General features: G+C 35.4%; 13 protein-coding genes. 2 read left to right on the top strand and 11 right to left on the bottom strand.

The genetic code is table 11. The annotated features are described in order from the left end of the window. Nucleotides 1-144: 144 nt before the first annotated feature. The 11 genes from H6X70_RS16605 to H6X70_RS16555 all read right to left on the bottom strand — a co-directional run bounded on the left by H6X70_RS16605 (nucleotide 145) and on the right by H6X70_RS16555 (nucleotide 13090). Nucleotides 145-1578 carry a hypothetical protein gene (locus tag H6X70_RS16605; RefSeq protein WP_194768815.1) on the bottom strand — a complete coding sequence of 478 codons (1434 nt, stop codon included), beginning with the start codon at nucleotides 1576-1578 and terminating at the stop codon, nucleotides 145-147. A gap of 190 nt (nucleotides 1579-1768) precedes the next feature. Continuing rightward, nucleotides 1769-2599, bottom strand: a complete 831-nt coding sequence (locus H6X70_RS16600; protein ID WP_194768814.1) for a hypothetical protein — start codon at nucleotides 2597-2599, stop codon at nucleotides 1769-1771. Between the two features lie 74 nt (nucleotides 2600-2673). Beyond that, on the bottom strand, nucleotides 2674-3729 hold the full coding sequence (locus H6X70_RS16595) for an HAD family hydrolase (protein WP_194768813.1): 1056 nt from the start codon (nucleotides 3727-3729) through the stop codon (nucleotides 2674-2676). Between the two features lie 61 nt (nucleotides 3730-3790). Further along, nucleotides 3791-4705, bottom strand: a complete 915-nt coding sequence (locus H6X70_RS16590) for a hypothetical protein (protein WP_194768812.1) — start codon at nucleotides 4703-4705, stop codon at nucleotides 3791-3793. Nucleotides 4706-4834: 129 nt separating this feature from the next. Continuing rightward, on the bottom strand, nucleotides 4835-5638 hold the full coding sequence (locus H6X70_RS16585; RefSeq protein ID WP_228530407.1) for a hypothetical protein: 804 nt from the start codon (nucleotides 5636-5638) through the stop codon (nucleotides 4835-4837). Between the two features lie 464 nt (nucleotides 5639-6102). Continuing rightward, nucleotides 6103-6681 carry a hypothetical protein gene (locus H6X70_RS16580; protein WP_194768811.1) on the bottom strand — a complete coding sequence of 193 codons (579 nt, stop codon included), beginning with the start codon at nucleotides 6679-6681 and terminating at the stop codon, nucleotides 6103-6105. A gap of 287 nt (nucleotides 6682-6968) precedes the next feature. Then, a complete protein-coding gene (locus H6X70_RS16575) occupies nucleotides 6969-9422 on the bottom strand; it encodes an arylsulfatase (RefSeq protein WP_194768810.1) in 2454 nt (817 codons plus the stop codon). Nucleotides 9423-9798: 376 nt separating this feature from the next. Continuing rightward, nucleotides 9799-10953, bottom strand: a complete 1155-nt coding sequence (locus H6X70_RS16570) for a BamA/TamA family outer membrane protein (RefSeq protein WP_194768809.1) — start codon at nucleotides 10951-10953, stop codon at nucleotides 9799-9801. A gap of 151 nt (nucleotides 10954-11104) precedes the next feature. Next, a complete protein-coding gene (locus H6X70_RS16565; RefSeq protein ID WP_194768808.1) occupies nucleotides 11105-12076 on the bottom strand; it encodes a DUF6515 family protein in 972 nt (323 codons plus the stop codon). Nucleotides 12077-12101: 25 nt separating this feature from the next. After that, nucleotides 12102-12830 (bottom strand): DUF2092 domain-containing protein, encoded by a 729-nt coding sequence (locus tag H6X70_RS16560; protein ID WP_194768807.1) that lies wholly within the window; start codon nucleotides 12828-12830, stop codon nucleotides 12102-12104. 47 nt (nucleotides 12831-12877) lie between these two features. After that, nucleotides 12878-13090 (bottom strand): hypothetical protein, encoded by a 213-nt coding sequence (locus H6X70_RS16555; RefSeq protein WP_194768806.1) that lies wholly within the window; start codon nucleotides 13088-13090, stop codon nucleotides 12878-12880. Nucleotides 13091-13657: 567 nt separating this feature from the next. Here H6X70_RS16555 and H6X70_RS16550 point away from each other — a divergent pair. Both H6X70_RS16550 and H6X70_RS17085 read left to right on the top strand, forming a co-directional pair. Next, nucleotides 13658-18064, top strand: a complete 4407-nt coding sequence (locus H6X70_RS16550; RefSeq protein ID WP_194768805.1) for a T9SS type B sorting domain-containing protein — start codon at nucleotides 13658-13660, stop codon at nucleotides 18062-18064. Between the two features lie 455 nt (nucleotides 18065-18519). After that, nucleotides 18520-18681: transposase (locus H6X70_RS17085; RefSeq protein ID WP_410529890.1), on the top strand; the 162-nt coding region annotated here is incomplete at its 3' end.

Genomic DNA, 18681 nt, shown 5'->3' with positions numbered 1-18681 from the left:
AAGAATAAGAAAACCCCGTTTTTGGCTCTGATCAGCCTTTTTCGGGGTTTTTATGTACTTAAATTTACGTAAAAATACTTGTATTTACAAGGGATAACGCGTTTTCTGAATGTGCCTAACCATTAACCATTAACCAAAAATAATTTATCTGAATTTTTTAAAGTGATAGGTGTATCCTAATAAAAAGCCTAAGGAATTGTATTTAGCATCGGTAATGTTGGTGGCACCTTCAAGAATGTTTATTTCGTCAGGATTTGAAAGATTTCCATTTTGATGATAGTTTTGAGTAGAAGCCAGAGCATAAAGTAAACCAAGACTTAAGCTGCTATTTTCACGATTAATTATAACACCAGAGACAAAGTGGACAATATTCCAACTGCTTAAATGCGTAACAATACCTTTGTTTTCTTTTACAGAAGGATCAAAACTAGACATGTTGTTTCGCATACTGGCAAGTATGGAATATTTACTGTTTAATTCATATTCATAACCAATGGCGACATTAAAAACTGATGTAGCCGATACAGGCGTGCTTAAAAACGTATCGCTTGTAATATTGGGTGCTAAATTATCGGGACGCACGTAAGTATCTGCAACAGGGTTCATAATAGTATATTCGTCAATCCCTGCAAAATACTGTGCTGCAATACCCAAAGACGATCGCGTAAAATCATAATTAATACCTCCAGCAATAGAAAAAGGAGATTTGTAAGTTGTTTTTAATTCAGACTGACGGTCTGTTGCAATACCACTTATACGATCACCTGAGTTAATTTTTACATTGGTAGCTACAATATCCGATGCCACCGTGCCATTCCCACCAATATTTAAAGAAGGGGTGGTTAAAGTTAAACCTAAATTTAACTTGTCTTTTTTATAGGTCAAGCCCAATTTTAAAGCATATCTAATGTTGTAATATTGTACATGTTGCGTTAGTTTGCTGGCAACTAATGTGTTGTTAGCGTCGTTTAAAAACACGTAGGAGGAATAATTGCGCTGATAGTTTGAAGACCTCACATAAAACAAGTTAGTAAATCCAAATGATAAATGATCATTAATAATTCTTCCAGCACCTAGAGCAAATAAGATATCTGAAGCTTTGGTGGTTAAACTTGTCTCACCAACAAGTTCTTCATCTCCTGGACTTTCTGTGTTATCAATAATATCGAAATCACCATCAACACGAGCAATGCCTTTAAAATTAAAGTCTATCGGGGTCATAAAACCATAGCCCAATTTCCATTTACTGTTTTTTAAATTGATCATTCCGCCAGCGAATAATGGCACACTTCCTAATTGATTACTTTTTAAAGTCGCTTTTTGTCCAGCGGCATTGTATATTTTAATATTTTCTGTATTGTATGCGGTTGCGTTTACGGAAATAGAATTTTCGGTTAAAAAACCCAATGCACCAGGGTTATAGTAAACCATAGTATTATCGCTTGTTTCACCTAGTATAGCACCAGATAATAAGGCGGTTCTGTTACCAAAATCATGTGTCCAATAATGCGTGTCTTGGGCAGCTAACTGAATACATAATGAAAATATAAGACCAAAGAGAATTTGTTTTATAGACATTACAAAGGATTTAGTGGTTAGGTTGTAAATGCGTAATCAACTCAATATAAATATACTAATTAGACATGTTGGTTTTATATTTTAAAAATAAAAAGATTTTATTTCGAAATGGAATTTAATTTTTCAGAATAATTAAAGCAATGTTTAGTTTTAACTTAACAGTTATGATACACTTAGAAGTTATAAGATATTAATTCTTACCTTTCATAGGTAAATACCATCTAAATCCGAATCGGATGCCGAAATTATTAGGGTTTCTGGTATAGCCATCAGAGCGATATGCCATAATCTCCGGTTCAATGTAAGCATTGTATTTTAATTTTCCAGACCAGATGTAGCCAACTCTAAAATCCATTGGAATAGCGACTTTACCTGTGTTATAGTCAAATTGCCATTCAGGCTCTATACCAGCATACACACCATTAGACCAAGTGTAAAAAATATTAGGTTGTAATACGGCGTAATTATTATGTCCGTAAATGTTGTTTTTGCTAATAGAAAAGAAGTTTTCTAAAATCCAATACATTTGCCAATTCCCTAAATCTGTAAAAGTTACGGTAAAGGCTGGTCCAATAGACCATTGTGGCGATCCTAACTTAGGAGAGGTGTTTGTAGGAACCGTTAAATTCCAACCAGCGCCAAATTGTCCCCATTTTTTTTTGCTTAAAATGAAGAATTGGTTAAGGGTTAAATCTCCTAAACCTGTTGTGCCATCGGGAGCTGTATTCACAAAAGCAATTACTCTAATTAACTGCGGAAGTGGGATAAGTGGCCCTTTTTGTAAGGGTATAATACCTCTAAAACGAAAATTTTGAGCAAATCCATCTTGACCTTCAGTATCAAAAATAGAAAATTCTTCTAGTTGTAATTGCCAAGCTAAAGTGGTCGGATTCATAATCTCTTGCGATTGCTTTACCGAAGTTTTAGGTTCTGGTGATCCTTCTTGTGTTTCTTGAGCACAAAGCGGTAAACTACAAAGTATTAAAACAACTGCTAAATTTATGTGTTTGATTAATGTCATAATATTAAAATTTAATCAAGAAACGGTGATTAAAATTAATCACCGCTTCGCAATATAATGTTGTGAATATGATATTATTTAGTTAGTTCGTACGGATAGATTACTTTCCAATCTTTAGCCATATCTACTAAATCCCAACCTTTTTGAGTGGCTTCATCTAAAGCTTTATCAAAAGTACCTATATGCGATTTTCTATCGTAAGCCCACTCACGAACAGAATCGGTATGGTGCACATAAATTTGTAAACTTTTTTTAGAGTTTGCTTCTGCCCAATGCATCATTTGTAAATCTCCATCAGAATTTCCTATAGCAATCACTGGTTTGCGTCCTATATAACGGTTTATTCCTACGGGCTTTCCTTCTTTATCATCAATTAAATCAATTTCAGCAAGACGTGTAATAGTTGGTTTCCCGTCGTTGTAACTGTATTTTGTTTTAATGCTACTACCTATTACATTTTCACTAGGGATGCCATAAACTTCTTCTGTCCATGGGCGCATAAATTCAATACCACCACCAGAAACAATAAAGGTTTTAAAGTCGTTGGCTTGTAGGTAGTGTATAAGCTCAAGCATAGGTTGAAATACTAATTCGGTATATTTCTTCTTTTTAATAGGATGCTGTGCTGTAGTAATCCAATCTTTTACAAGGCTTGCAAATTCGTCTGTACTCATGCCCGCATGCGTTGTCATTACAATTTGTAACAACCCATTTACACCTTGCCCCATTAAAGTTTTCATATCGTTTTCTAATACGGCTTTATAAGGTTGTTTGTTTTTCCATTCTGGATGCTCAGGAGCTAAGGCTTTAATACGGTCTAGAGCAAAAAATAACTGGAAATACATGGGTTGCTCAGACCAAAGAGTACCATCGTTATCGGTAGTCACAATACGGTCTGCTTTTTCAATAAAATCGGGATGTCCAGCAGTTGTTGCATTGGTTACAAAATCTATAATGGATTGCTTTGTTGTGCCTTCATTCCAAGAGGGTAGCGGGTCTGTGTTTTCTGTAGGTTGTGCTTGGCTTGTGGCAACAGGCACGCGCTCTTTAGTTTGTTCTTTACAAGATGTAAACGCGATTACTAATGAAAGAATAAAAAAATAAGGGATTCTTTTGTTGATTTTTTTCATAGGATTAAAGTTTAATAGAGAAAAAGGGTGCGTAAGGCACCCTTGAATATTTTATTTGAAATTAGCGTCTAAATCCGCCACCACGGAAACCACCTCCCATGCCGCCCATACCGCCATGGAAACCGCCAAAATTTGGATGTGAAGAACGGGTAAAGGTACCGCCTCGGTTCATATCTAAGCTGTTTTTGTTGTAAATGCCGTTATTTCTGTTTTGAAAAGATTCTGTAGGACGACTATTAAAATGGTCACTTCTAGATAACTCATTACGTTGTAAATCATTATGGTGAGGCGCTGTGTGATTATGCTGTAAATTGTGATTATGATGATTGATATTTGAATGATGATAAATATTGTTATTATTAATGCGCACATTAATATTGCCACGATAAATGTAAGGCGGAAATGGTCTCCAAGGGTGAAAGAAAGGAGGGAAGAAGCCCCAATAAAATGGAGATATCCAAGGAGTAAACATTGGTCCCCAAAACCATGACATAATTAAAGGCGTGGCAGCATATACAGGATCGATGTAATAGTTTGGGCCATAAATATCTGGATCGCCAACCACTTGAACATAGCTGTTTTCTTTTTTAACATTAATAGTTGCAACATCTTGGTATTTATCTTTTGCTAAAACCGCTTGAACCGTTACAATTTTTTCGTCGCCGTTATCTTTACTTACTACTCTAAGATAATCTACTTGACCATCTTTATTTAAATCTAAATTTGAAATTTGAGTTTTAGGATCGTTAAGACGTTTTTCAAAATCTTCTAAATCTTTAGATTCACCGAAGACCGATGAAAGGGCTTCCAAATCTAGATTATCACTAATATCAGAGTTATCCGAATTAACTGCGGTCGCAGTAGTGGTCGTCGTCGTTGTTGGAATAGTTGTGGTTGTTGTTGTACTAGAAGTGGAGCTACAATTAAATAAAATTAATGATAGCATCACCATAGATAGAATAGATATTTTTTTCATTTGGAGATAGTATTAATTATTTGCTTGTTAATTAAATAACACGGTACTAGTAATAGGATGTTAAGTTATAAAGTTAAAGATTTTTATTAATATATAATAGGACTTAATCTTTAGCTTGAACATATTTAACTAATTCATAAACTGTAGGTTGATACCAGTTAAAACTTGAAACACAGGTTGTACACCCTGCACATAAATGGAATATTGTGGCTCTACATACATATTAAATACAGTACTTCCTAGTTTTACAACTTTACCAATACCTAATGCAATAGGAATGGAATAAGCTTCTTTTTCAAAATCTAAAACCCAGATTGGAGCCCCTCTTAAATAGGTTCCTTTTCCTAATTGCCAGAAATAAAAGGGTTGAATAGCTCCCATATTCGTATTGGCTCTATCTTCATCTCCTGCAAAGGATGCTTGCCATGTTATTAAACCACCAAATTGAAATATAGGAGATTTTGCCACGAAGGTTACAAATGCAAACCCACCTTGCCATTTACCTGTACCAAGAAGGTCGTCAGAAGCTGTTGGAGCTGTAATAGATGGTCCAATACCAACGGTGGTTGTAGCATTTGATACGAGGCTATAGGCTAAAAATGCGTTAAAATCGCCAAGACCACTAGTAGCGTTAACTACGCCATTTGCATTTGGCAATCCTAGAGTTGAAAACGGCATTGATGCACGTAATAATAATTTTCCCTTTGCTATCGGTTTTGCAAATCGAACCCACGTGGTATTCATAAACGCATCGTCTGGAGCATCAGCTAGTTTGGGCATATAATAATTTTGAAAACTTAAAGCTGTCATATTTGCCAACGGGTTGTTGGCTTGTGCAGCACTAGCGTTTGCATCTGGTTTTTGATCTTCTTGAGCGTTAATATTTAGCATTGTTAGGGCCAATGCAAGAAAAGTAAGGGATATTTTTTTCATAATTTTCTATTAAAGTGAATTTTTTGGTTTAAGATTTTTATAATGAAAGCTTTTCATTATTTATTAAATTTTATGGTGTTTATATTACTGATTAATATGTAAAGTTACTTACTTTTCTTAAAATAGAACATGTTCACAATTGGGTTAATTGTGTTTTTATGTTTATTATTTTAGAGCACTAGATTCAGTATGTTAAAAATGAGGCTGTCTAAGAAGTAAGAGGCATTTGATTTGTCAGGTTCAGCTTGTCGAAACCGATATTGATTAGCAATCAGTTAGAAATATTTCGACCACCTCAATATGGCATCAGGTATACTTTTTAGATGCTGTAATTTTTGTAATCAAAAAAATCTATTTTGCAGATTAAAAAACAAATTTAACTGACACACAATGAAATCGAGTAGTTATTCCGTTTTTAAAGATTTTCATAGTTACACTTTACTTATGTTTTGAAATTGAATTCCTTAAGCAACAGGAAGGCCTTTTCCTTGTTTTTTCATGATGCCTAGTAATGATTTGGCATCGATATCAATTTTTTGTATCACTTTGTTATCAACAACCAATACTTCTCCTTCTAAAGCATTTGTTGTACTTGGAAAAAAAACAACCGAATTACTTGTTTTTTCATCAATTAAAAGCCCTGGTTTATTGCCCATCGGTGTGTTAACTAACACAGGAGTTCTATTATCTGGTTTCGGACTTATTTTATTTTCTAGTTCGGTTTTATATTTACTATAGCCTGGAATAACATCTAACATCATGCCTTCAAACCAATTGTAAAATTTAATAAATCGAGGTAGGGTAGCTAGATAGCCAAAAACATAAAAAATGAGCAGTATTAATATACCTGTTGTAATGGTTAAGGAATACTTGCCGAAAAAATCATTTAAATGTAAGTTCTGCACAACAATTTTCCCAAGATGACTTACTTTATACCATAGTTTTTCAACAACAATAAAAAGGATAAATATGGGTAACAAATACATCATGCCGCTTACAATTTTATTTCTAGGCTTTACTAAACGTTTTTTATAATCTAACATTTGTTCTTGATTGGTTATTAAAAGTTAAACTTAATAGTTGTGGTTAAATCTTTTTAATTAGGGCGATGTTTTGTTTTAAAATGATTTATTAAAAATATAAAAATATGAGTTCAATTTAAAATAGATTTATTAATCACTTCTGTTTTTTTGTTGGGAGTATAAAGAATGTAATTCATTTTACATGTTTTAGTTTACTTTTGGAAGCTTATAATGTAAGCGCTTAAGATAAAAAAAAGCTGATTTTGAGTATTCAAAACCAGCTTTTTCTATAAATGAATACTGTTTAATTATTGTACCATCATGGCACGACGTGCTTCAGCTTCTAAATTAACATAAGGTTCGCCTTCAACGGTAACTCCAACACCTTGAATTTTACCGCCTTTAAAAGTGCCAGGCGCTTTATAAAGGTTACTTACGTTATCTCCACTGTCGTAACCTACACATAAACCATCACCTGATAAGGTAAATTTGGCAGGTTGTGTACGCATAGAGCCTTCGGCAACGACATCATCGTTAATATACAATTTCGTGTTTCCTAAAGATTCACCATATTTACCAGCTTTCTCTCTGTTAAACTCCATACCTAATGTATATTTTCCAGGTTTTAAACTTATTTTAGATTCAAAAACTTGTTCAGGTTTAATTCCTAAGAAATTATAAACGTAGTATAATTTTTTGTTTTTTATGAATAAAGCATGTCCTCCAAAACGAGATCCGTGTGCAAAAATTACTCCTTCAGCATTTGCGTCTGTAATATCTACATTGGCCAAAATTTTATAATCTCTGCCTCTTACGTTTACAGCCACACCCTCTGGAACAGGAGCTGTATTTGGGTAATAGATATATCTATCTTTTGGTTTTTCCTGTGTTGGGCGCTCTATGGTTAATAATTCAGCTGGACCTCTATCATCTAAAGGTAATACCTTATTAATTTTAGCTTGATTAAACCATTCGTCTATAAGTTCTTGTAGTTTTTCTGGGTGCTCTTCGGCTAGGTTGTAAGTTTCAGAACGGTCTTCTGCAACGTTGTAAAGTTCCCAAACATCTTTATCAAAATGCCCTTTACCACTAATAGGCGCATGTACAGCAGCTGCTTTCCAGCCGTCTTTCCATATTCCTCGAGTTCCTAACATAGCGTAATATTGGACTTCTTTTTTTGTTTTTGCATTTGGTTCAGCATCAAAGGTATATGCCATAGAAATACCAGATAAAGGAGTTTGTTTTACACCATTATAAACCTCTGGAAATGTTATTCCACATACTTCTAATAAGGTAGGAACAATATCTACCGAGTGGTGATATTGATGTCTAATTTCTCCTTTAGCTTTAATACCTTTTGGCCAATGAATTATTAGCGGATCGTTGGTTCCTCCAGCATATTGCGAGTAACGCTTAAACATTTTAAATGGTGCCGAAAAAGCGGCTGCCCAGCCAGTAGGGAAGTGGTTGTAAGTATCTGGACCTCCTAAAACATCAATATATTTCATGTTTTCTGAAAGTTCATCTGGATAGCCATTAAAGAATTTGTTTTCATTAACTGAGCCATTAGGACTTCCTTCTCCTGAAGCACCGTTATCGGCTGCATAAATAACAATGGTATTATCCAATTGTTTTGTGTCTTCTAAATAATCGATAATACGTCCCACTTGAACATCAGTATATTCTGAGAATCCAGCATATACTTCTGCCATTCTAGAAAACAATCTTTTTTCATCGGCATTTAATTCTTCCCAAGGACGTACATAATCGCCTGGGTTAGCCATACTTTCTGGCATCGGGTTAAAATCTGCCATACCTGTGTTTTCAGGAATAATTCCTTTTTCTTTCATTCGGGCCACAACCCAAGTACGATAGGCTTCATAACCATCATCAAATTTCCCTTTGTATTTGGCAGTATACTCTGCAGGCGAATGGTGAGGCGCATGATTAGCTCCTGGGTTAAACCACATATAGAATGGTTTAGATGGATTTGTCGCATTTTTATCGCGTAACATGGTAATGGCTTGATCGGCTAAATCTTTTGATAAGTGATAGCCTTCTTCCGGTGTTGCTGGTGCTTCAATAAAATGGTTATCCATAACTAAATCAGGGTACCAGTTATTAGTTTCACCTCCTAAGAATCCGTAAAAACGGTCAAAACCATTTTGTGTTGGCCATTCTGTTCGGCTAGCACCAGGAGCAATATCTTGTTCTGGTACGTTATGGTTTTTACCTAGCCAAAATGTGCTCCAACCATTGTCTCTTAAAATTTGAGCAAAAGGTGCGCAATCGTCTGGCACGCGTCCGTTTGATCCAGGATATCCATCAGCTGTTTCTGTGATGGAAGCCATGCCATTCAAGTGGTGGTTTCTACCAGTAAGTATGGTAGATCGCGTTGGCGAACATAGCGCAGTGGTATGCCATTGTGTATAGGTTAAACCATTGGCAGCTAATTTGTTTAGCGTTGGCATATTGATTCGTCCACCATAAGGTGACCAAGCTCCAAGCCCAGTATCATCGTATAAAATAAATAAAATATTTGGGGCGCCTTCTGGAGCGGATTTTGGTGTGTAAGCCGACCAATCTGGCTTAGAGTCACGGACATCCAAGGCGATTTTACCTTTGAATCCGTCTGGTTGTTGAATGTCGCTAGAGCTTTGTGTTGAGCTTCCTGTGGAACTGGTTTGGTTACAGGATTGTAATAAGCCCAATCCTATAACCAATAAACTTGGTATAAGAAATGAAGTTATACTTTTTTTCATAATTAAAAGATTAGTTATTAGTGTTTTATTAAAAAAAATTATGCATAAGTTAACTAATAATTGTCTTTTTTTACAAAAAATGTTGTTTTTTCTTTATTAAATTTTCTTTAACAGGTTAGCTTGCATTACCAGATAAGGATTTGAAATAGGCTCAAAACATGTCGACAACATGACGTCAAGTATGCCTTTCATGCCTCTTGAAATTCATTTTATACATAACATATATATTATGTTATTAAACCATTTTAGTTATTAGTTTTTTCGAGTTCGAAGTGACTAGTGTAGCTGTTTTTATGGTTTTAAATACGGGGTTTTAATAATTTTCATCTAAGTGTAAAAGCGTCTAATACAACTACGAAAGGGGCCTTTTTGTTAATTAAAAAGCTTCTGTGAAATTGAAATACAATCCTGTAGATTTACGACCTACACCAAAATCAATTCTAACATTCATGCGAGGCTGCACTTCATAGCGGTAACCAACTCCAGCATTTGGAATAAACTGATTTATTTCACTTACACTAGGCGCAATGGTTCCTAATCCAGACCATAAGGTCATTCCGTGTTTGCTTAGTGTTTGGTTTTTCTTTAAAAAGGTGTGGCGCCATTCCGAAACTAAATACATGCCTGTTTTGTCGCGATATTGCCCAATAATATAACCTCTTAAAGCATTAGTGCCACCAAGGGCTGTTAGCTCTTGGTAAGGTACATCACCATCGGTAATGCGTCCATATAATTTAAAGGCTAAAATATTTCCTGGACGATGTATTTGAAAATAGCTTCGTATATCAAATTCGTAAACTTGATAGGTGTTATTACTACCTAAATAATCTCCGTAAAACCCAGATAATAGGTGTGCATACCAGCCTTTCCATGCGTTTACCGTGATATCCCGACTGTCGTAATTCATAGATAATAGCAAACCGCTGTTAAAGTTATTGGGGCCATATTTTAAATAATCAGGATCCTGAGCCATCACCGGGTTGATAGAGGTTACCGAAGTATTATTCAAATCGAAACCTACTCCAAAGTATAAGTCTTTTTTAATTCGGGTTAAAAGCGTGGGTTTAAAGGTTGAGTATTTTCTATTGTATACCGTTGTAGAATCACCTTCAGGTGTATTTTCTGCATTATAGAAACCTACACCAAAATAATTGTCTTCAGCATTAGAATACGAAAGTTTGGCATTTACTCGAATTTTATCTTCTAACCAAAAAGATTGTAAAGCTGTTGCAATTTGAAAGTTCCCTTTGGTACTTATAAAAGTGTTTATAGGTATTGAAGAGCGCTGTATTAAACTGTCTTTACGATTGGTTTTAAAGGTGTAAAGAAATCCGCCACCTAATAATAAGCCATTTTCAGGAGTGTATCCCGGCCCTGCTAGGATGCTTAAAAAAGGTTCGCCGGCTTCAATTTTTGCTGCTTTTCTTTCTTTACGATCGGCCATGAATTTTTTTATACGATCAAATTGTGCATGACCTGAAAACCCTAAAAGTAAACAGCCTAAAATGATAATGGTTCGTATGCGGTTCATATAAATTTAAAAATTTCTAGTCGGTCTTTTAATATGGTTATTTTATTGTCTTTTTTAAAACTAAAGAGTTGTCTTATAAAAAAAAGCTCACATCAAAAATAAACTATTTGATGTGAGCATTGTAAAAATTATATTGTTTTTTAAAGGACGTTTATTTGTCTTCTTCCACTTGTACTACTTCGTACATATTTTTTCCGTCAACCTGTACAGGAGAATAATAAGTGTCGCCAAACTGTACGTAAGTTTCGTCTCCTATTTTTACTTCTTCACCGCCTTCAGGTAAGCTAGGTACAATAGTTCCTGCTGTTGGCGCAACAACTTTGTATTCGCTACCATCTTTTTCGTAATAAGCACCGCCGTAGTAATAATTATTGGTTGTTTCGTTTACTTGAACAGTTTGAGAGCCTTCAGGAAGCACTTTAATCGTAGCCCCTACAGGTGCTTGTACTACCGTGTATCCTCCATCTGAAGAGACATAATATACGCCGCTGTCATAATGGTATTTTTGGTTTTCAATACTAATAATAATGGCGGTAGTCGCTAAGGTTCTCACAAAGAATCCCCAAGGATGCCACATTGGCCCCCAATAAAAAGGTCTGTATGGGTGGTAGTAATACGGTCTGTGGCAGTAGTAACGGTGTCCGCCATATCTGTAAGGCGGTCTTGTGTAACGCACAGGACTTGTTCTTACTCGGGTATTTCTGTTATTAATATTTGTATGTCTGCTGTTGTTTACATTAATATTAACATTGTTATTTCCAATATGGGTTTTGTTGCCCACTTTATTGCCACCACGGTTTCCTATATTATTATTAGAGGTTTTACTCTTAATTTTTGAAGTACTTCTATTGTTTGAAAAGTTATGATTTTTGGATTGTCCACCACTAATTGAGCGCGATGGGGTTCTGTTAGTGGTTGGTCGCGTTGTTTGACGTGTTGTAGTAGGGCGTGATCTTGATGCAGTAGATCTAGAAGCTGTAGGTCTTGACATCGAATGGCCACCGCCACCTCTTGAAACTCCGTGCCCCATACGTTGCGCAATAATTTCTGTAGGGAAAACTAAGGCTATAAAAACGAAAAGTATTCCTAATTTATGTTTTATGTTGTAATTATATGTTGTCATAATAATTTATTTTAAGGATTGATAACTAAGACTTTTTTAAAATACTAATAAGATTAGCTGTTGGAGGTGGTAAAAAGTCGAAAGCAGCATTAGGGATAATAGGGTTTAATGACCAATTACTAAAAGTAGATTGGTATTGAATATTCGATTTGTTTTTATAAATAATAACAAAGTGTTTTGGTAGTAAATAGGTTTTGCTAGAAATAAACAACTGCACGTTTAAGGTCGCATTATTGGCCATGATATGGTAGCATGTTTCGCCATCAATAATTTTTCTGCCTAAGAATTTTATAGTATCAAATTGCTCCATAAAATCTTGGGTAAACGCAGGGTAGAAAAAATCGGCAGCAGGAAACTGAAAATTAAAATCCTCATGCATATCATCAATCATTTCTATTGTTGTTTCTGGTGCCTCAAGAGTTACATAATTATTTTCATCATAATTATAAAACGTAATAAATTCACCATCATACCAAAATCCTAAGTTACCATCTTCTGTTTGCGATTTTATCAAAAGTTTATCAGGACCTGATAAAGAAAGTTCGCTTGTAGAATATTTTTTAACAATATTATTATCGGCGTCTAAAACATCTTCAGAATGACTTAAATTAAAGGTTACTGATTCTAAATCGTTTATAACAGCACTCATTTTATTTAGTATAAACACTGCTGTAGAATCTTTTTTGTTGGTTTGAGAAAACCCAGTATAGGTACTTATTAACGCAATAAGTATGAGGAATTTAGATAATTTCATATGATTAAAATATTAAGGTTGATTTATAAGTGATATAGCTGTTTTTTTTAGTAGAGGGTTACTTTAAACTTAATACGTCTAAAATCATCAAAAGGTCCTTTAACTATAATAGCGTCATAATCGGCACTTAAATTAGCTTGGGTGGTTCCTATAAGTTTCCAAGAGCCTGCAACCCCAGCTTTGGGATGCCTAATTTGTTGGCTATAACTTAAATTTGACGCAATAAAGAATATGAGGGAAAATACGAATATATTTTTCATTGGTTTGGATTAAAAAAAATAACTGCAGTATAAAGATAGTATAAAATTTTATTTAATAGAGCGATGCCTTTTTCTTTTGACTATTGATTAAGTTGGCATCTAGAATTCAATAAAATGTACATATTAATGATGGCCTGTTATTAGAAATCTAAATTTCACTGAAATTAATGAGGAATTTTCACCTATATATTCTTCAAAAATGTTTTTAAAGAAACTTCAAAACAACTTTTTTAAGCTAAAGAAGGTAAAATAATGTGCTTGAAAGGTAATTTTTAAATATTCTAAAATGGCATTTCTTCTTTAATTTGTTAAGTTCGATTGTCTTAGCATTTATTAAAATAAACAATCTTATTCTATTAAAAATCACACGAAGTCTAGTTTTAGTCTAGTTCATGAACCTGCTATTGAGATGAAATCTATTTATGTTTGTTATTGTGGTTGATTGGAAGGATTAAAGATTTGATATTTTTTTAAGAATTAAAACAAGTAATCTATAAAAAATAAGCTAAAACTTTCATATTAAAGAACACCCCTTATAGTACCAAACAAACTAAACGACCTACTACAATGAAGTTACTAAGCAAGAAAAAGATAGCTTTCAATTTACTTTTTCTAATATTTCCACTTTGCATTTGTGCTCAAAATGTTAAAGTAGAATTAACATTTACATATTTTAATACCGCTACAAAAACCTTCACGGTAAACGATTTAAAGGTTATCGATTTACCTACAGGAGCTACTGCATTTTGGTATGATACGATAACTGGCGGTACAGCTTTGGCTCCTACAACGCCACTTGTAAGCGGACAAGTTTATTATTTAGAAACCATTCCTGCAGCCAATATAGGAACGCGTTTACAAACCATTGTTTACGAAATTTCGCCTTTGATTGAAGCTGATAAACCTAATGATTTATGTGTTGGGGATCAGGTGACTATGATGGCAAAAGGCATGCTAACCAAGGAGCAGTTTGAAATAGATAACACTAATGGGAATGGGTTAAACCTAACAAAAATTATAGATTACGGAAATTCAAGTTATTATGTGCGAGAAGAAAAAATGTCTTGGGAAGCTGCAAATAATTTGATAAATACGATTCCTGGAGCTGCCATGTATATTATAAACGATACTGCCGAAGAAAACACTGTTTATAATGAATTAGTAAATTTAGGCATCGCAGTAGCTAATGATCCCAATGCGTTCTGGTTGGGTTTGAAACAATATGCTAATGCCACAGATTTTGATGATACCATTAATCAAACAGGTTGGTATTGGATTGACGGAACAGCTTTAAATTATAGTAATTGGAGTGCCAGTGAACCCAATGATTATCGAGATGCTCCAGGGATGACACCACCATTTAAACTGTATGAAAATGGAGGAATTAATGATGAGGATTATGCGCAATTTGATTTTCAAAACCGAGGAATTAAATGGAATGATGCACCAAATGACACACCTAACCGTAATTCATTTCCTATTTTCGAGTTTACTGGCACAACAGGTTTACAATGGTACAAGTTAAATACGAGTACGAATGCCTACGAAATTATTCTAGGGGAAACCAGTGGCGATTTACAAGTTACTGCTTTAGAGCCTAGCCAAAAATACAGACTAGAATTTTTAATGAATGGCCAAACTGTTGGATTAGAATACGAGGTTACTGCTGTAAACACTCAAATTTATCCTATCCCAACAAACTTAACCACGGCTTGTGATGATGAAACCGACCCATTAGCCCAAGACGGCATAGTCGATTTTGATACAACCAATTTTGAAAACCTATTATTAAACGGACAAACAGGTGTAAATGTTATTTATACGGATGCAAGCGGGGCTTTATTACCAAGTCCGTTGCCTAATCCATTTACCACAGGCACTCAATCTGTAAGTGTTCGTGTGGAATCTGTAACCAATGCGTCGTGTATAGCAACAGGAACCATAGATTTTGTAGTCAATCCATTGCCTCGCATTCGAACCAATGCCGATGGCAGTGAAGATGTTACAGTTTGTGCTGCTTCAGCATCAACAACGGCTGTTTTAGATGCAGGCATCGACGATGGTTCGCCTGCTACTAATTATACTTATGTATGGTCTAAAGACGGTTCGCCAATCTCGCCGGCAGAAACCAACGAAACCCTTACGGTTAGTACTAGTGGTAATTATGAAGTAGAAGTGACATCAATAGCAACAGGTTGTGCTTCAGAAAGAAGCATTAATTTTGAATTAATTACTGCGCCTGTAGTAAATCCAATTGCAATGAATTTAACCACAGCCTGCGATGATGAAACCGACCCATTACTTCAAGATGGTAGCGTTACTTTTGACACTTCGACTTTTGAGAGCACCTTATTAGGTGGTCAAACAGGTATGGCGATAAGTTATACCGATGCCAGTGGCGCAGTACTTCCTAGTCCGTTTCCTGCATCATTTACCACAGGAACACAAACGATTAATGTGCGAATAGAATCGGTTTCAAAGCCTTCATGTTATTCAACAGGAACTATAGATTTTGTAGTCAATCCATTGCCACGTATTCGAACTAATAGCAATGGCAGTGAAGATGTTAATATTTGTTCAACTTCAGGTACAACAACTACTGTTTTAGATGCCGGTATCGACGATGGTTCGCCTGCTACCAATTATACTTATATATGGTCTAAAGACGGTTCGCCTATATCTCCAGCAGAAACCAACGAAACCCTTACGGTTAGTACTAGTGGTAATTATGAAGTAGAAGTGACTTCAATAGCAACAGGTTGTGCATCAGAAAGAAGTATTAATTTTGAAATAATTACAGCCCCAGTTGTTAATCCTATTCCAACAAATTTAACCACGTCTTGCGATGATGAAACCGACCCACTCACACAAGATGGTAGCGTTACTTTTGATAGCTCTACTTTTGAAAGTACATTATTAGGCGGACAAACAGGAATGGCGATAAGTTATACCGACGCCAGTGGAGCGGCGCTTCCTAGTCCTTTTCCTGCATCATTCACCACAGGAACACAAACGATTGATGTGCGCATAGAATCGATTTCAAACCCTTCATGTTATTCAACAGGAACCATAGATTTTGTAGTCAATCCATTGCCACGTATTCGAACTAATAACAATGGCAGTGAAGATGTTAGTATTTGTTCAACTTTAGGTACAACAAGTACTGTTTTAGACGCCGGCATCGACGATGGTTCGCCTGCTACCAATTATACTTATATATGGTCTAAAGACGGTTCGCCAATATCGCCAGCACAAACCAACGAAACCCTTACGGTAAGTACTAGTGGTAATTATGAAGTAGAAGTGACTTCAATAGCAACAGGTTGTGCATCAGAAAGAAGTATTAATTTTGAAATAATTACAGCACCAGTTGTTAATCCTATTCCAACAAATTTAACTACAGCTTGCGATGATGAAACCGACCCACTCACACAAGATGGCAGCGTTACTTTTGATAGCTCCACTTTTGAGAGTGCCTTATTAGGTGGACAAACAGGTATGGCGATAAGTTATACCGACGCCAGTGGAGCGGCGCTTCCTAGTCCGTTTCCTTCAACATTTACCACAGGAACACAAACGATTAATGTGCTTATTGAATCGGTTACAACCCCTTCATGTTATTCAACAGGAACCATAGATTTTGTAGTCAATCCATTGCCACGTATTCGAACTAATAGCGATGGCAGTGAAGATGTTAGTATTTGTTCAACTTCAGGTACAACAACTACTGTTTTAGATGCGGGTATTGCCGATGGTTCGCCTGCTACCGATTATACTTATGTATGGTCTAAAGACGGTTCGCCAATATCGCCAGCGCAAACCAACGAAACCCTTACGGTAAGTACTAGTGGTAATTATGAAGTAGAAGTGACTTCAATAGCAACAGGTTGTGCATCAGAAAGAAGTATTAATTTTGAAATAATTACAGCACCAGTTGTTAATCCTATTCCAACAAATTTAACCACGTCTTGCGATGATGAAACCGACCCACTCACACAAGATGGCAGCGTTACTTTTGATAGTTCCACTTTTGAGAGTACCTTATTAGGCGGACAAACAGGAATGACGATAAGTTATACCGATGCCAGTGGTGCGGTACTTCCTAGTCCGTTTCCTTCAACATTTACCACAGGAACACAAACGATTAATGTGCTTATTGAATCGGTTACAACCCCTTCATGTTATTCAACAGGAACCATAGATTTTGTAGTCAATCCATTGCCACGTATTCGAACTAACAGCAATGGCAGTGAAGATGTTAGTATTTGTTCAACTTCAGGTACAACAACTACAGTTTTAGATGCAGGCATCGACGATGGTTCACCTGCTTCAGATTATACTTATGTATGGTCTAAAGACGGTTCGCCAATTTCTCCAGCACAAACCAACGAAACCCTTACGGTTAGTACCGATGGACTTTATTCTGTTGAAGTATCTTCAGTGGCAACAAATTGTACTTCATTTCGAGAAATTAAAGTACTGTATTCATCCGAACCAAAAATTAAATCCATAGACACGGTCGATTTAAGTGATGAAAATTCGATTACCATAAATATGGAGGATAGCTTTGGAACCTACGAGTATAGCGTAACAGGGGCTTCTGGTCCTTTTCAAAGCTCTAATTACTTTGATAATTTAGCACCTGGAGTTTATGATGTTTATGTAAACGATTTAAACGGTTGTGGTAGCGATAGCGATACGGTTTATTTATTAGGTATCCCTAAGTTTTTTACACCAAACAACGATGGTTTTAACGATTATTGGACTGTAAAAGGTCTAGATGCTAATTCGAGTATGAACACCATGATTACGATTTATGATCGCTATGGAAAACTAATTAAACAGTTTAGACCAACCGAACCAGGGTGGGATGGTACCTACCAAAATTCGCCGCTACCAACTAATGATTATTGGTATAGTGTTGTGCTTAGCGATCGGCGCGTAATTAAAGGGCATTTTACCTTAAAAAGATAAATGTTTTATACATTAAGATAATAGATTATATTTCGGTGATTTACTTCTCTTAAAGCTGAATTAAGAGCGGTAAATATAAAAACGGTTCGGAGGTTATGCTTTCGAACCTGTTTTTATTACAGTAGTTTAACTAGGCACATTCAGAAAACGTCGCATCCCTTGTAAATACAAGTATTTTTACGTAAATTTAAGTACATAAAAACCCCGAAAAAGGCTGATTAGAGCCAAAAACGGGGTTTTCTTATTCTTACGTTTATGAAAATACAGACCTGTCTGCCGACAGGCAGGAAATTAGTGAATTTCAGCATGAGTTTTCATTTTTATCTTCTACAGAAAACTTTAATACTTATTACTCCCGATTTTTAGAGAGTGATTTAGGAAAAATTTATAGTGCCCTTCCTTGGGATTCTTTAGTTGATGCTTTTGGTATCAAAGAAAAAACTACTGGCTGTAAAATGTTGTTTAGTCCCAAAAGCAGAGTGGCTTTGATGTTTTTGAAGCATTACACTTGTAGTTCAGACAGGAAGCTCATAGAGCAACTTAATAGTAATATAGATTATCAGTTTTTCTGTGACATACACTTGGGTTTTAATAGAATTACTAATTTTAAAATTGTT

Origin of the sequence: Tamlana sp. I1 (assembly GCF_015355625.1) — a bacterium.
In the GTDB taxonomy this organism is placed as follows: Bacteria; Bacteroidota; Bacteroidia; order Flavobacteriales; family Flavobacteriaceae; genus Pseudotamlana.
Note: the sequence above shows the minus strand (reverse complement) of the source record. Positions and strands in the feature narration are given on the sequence as shown.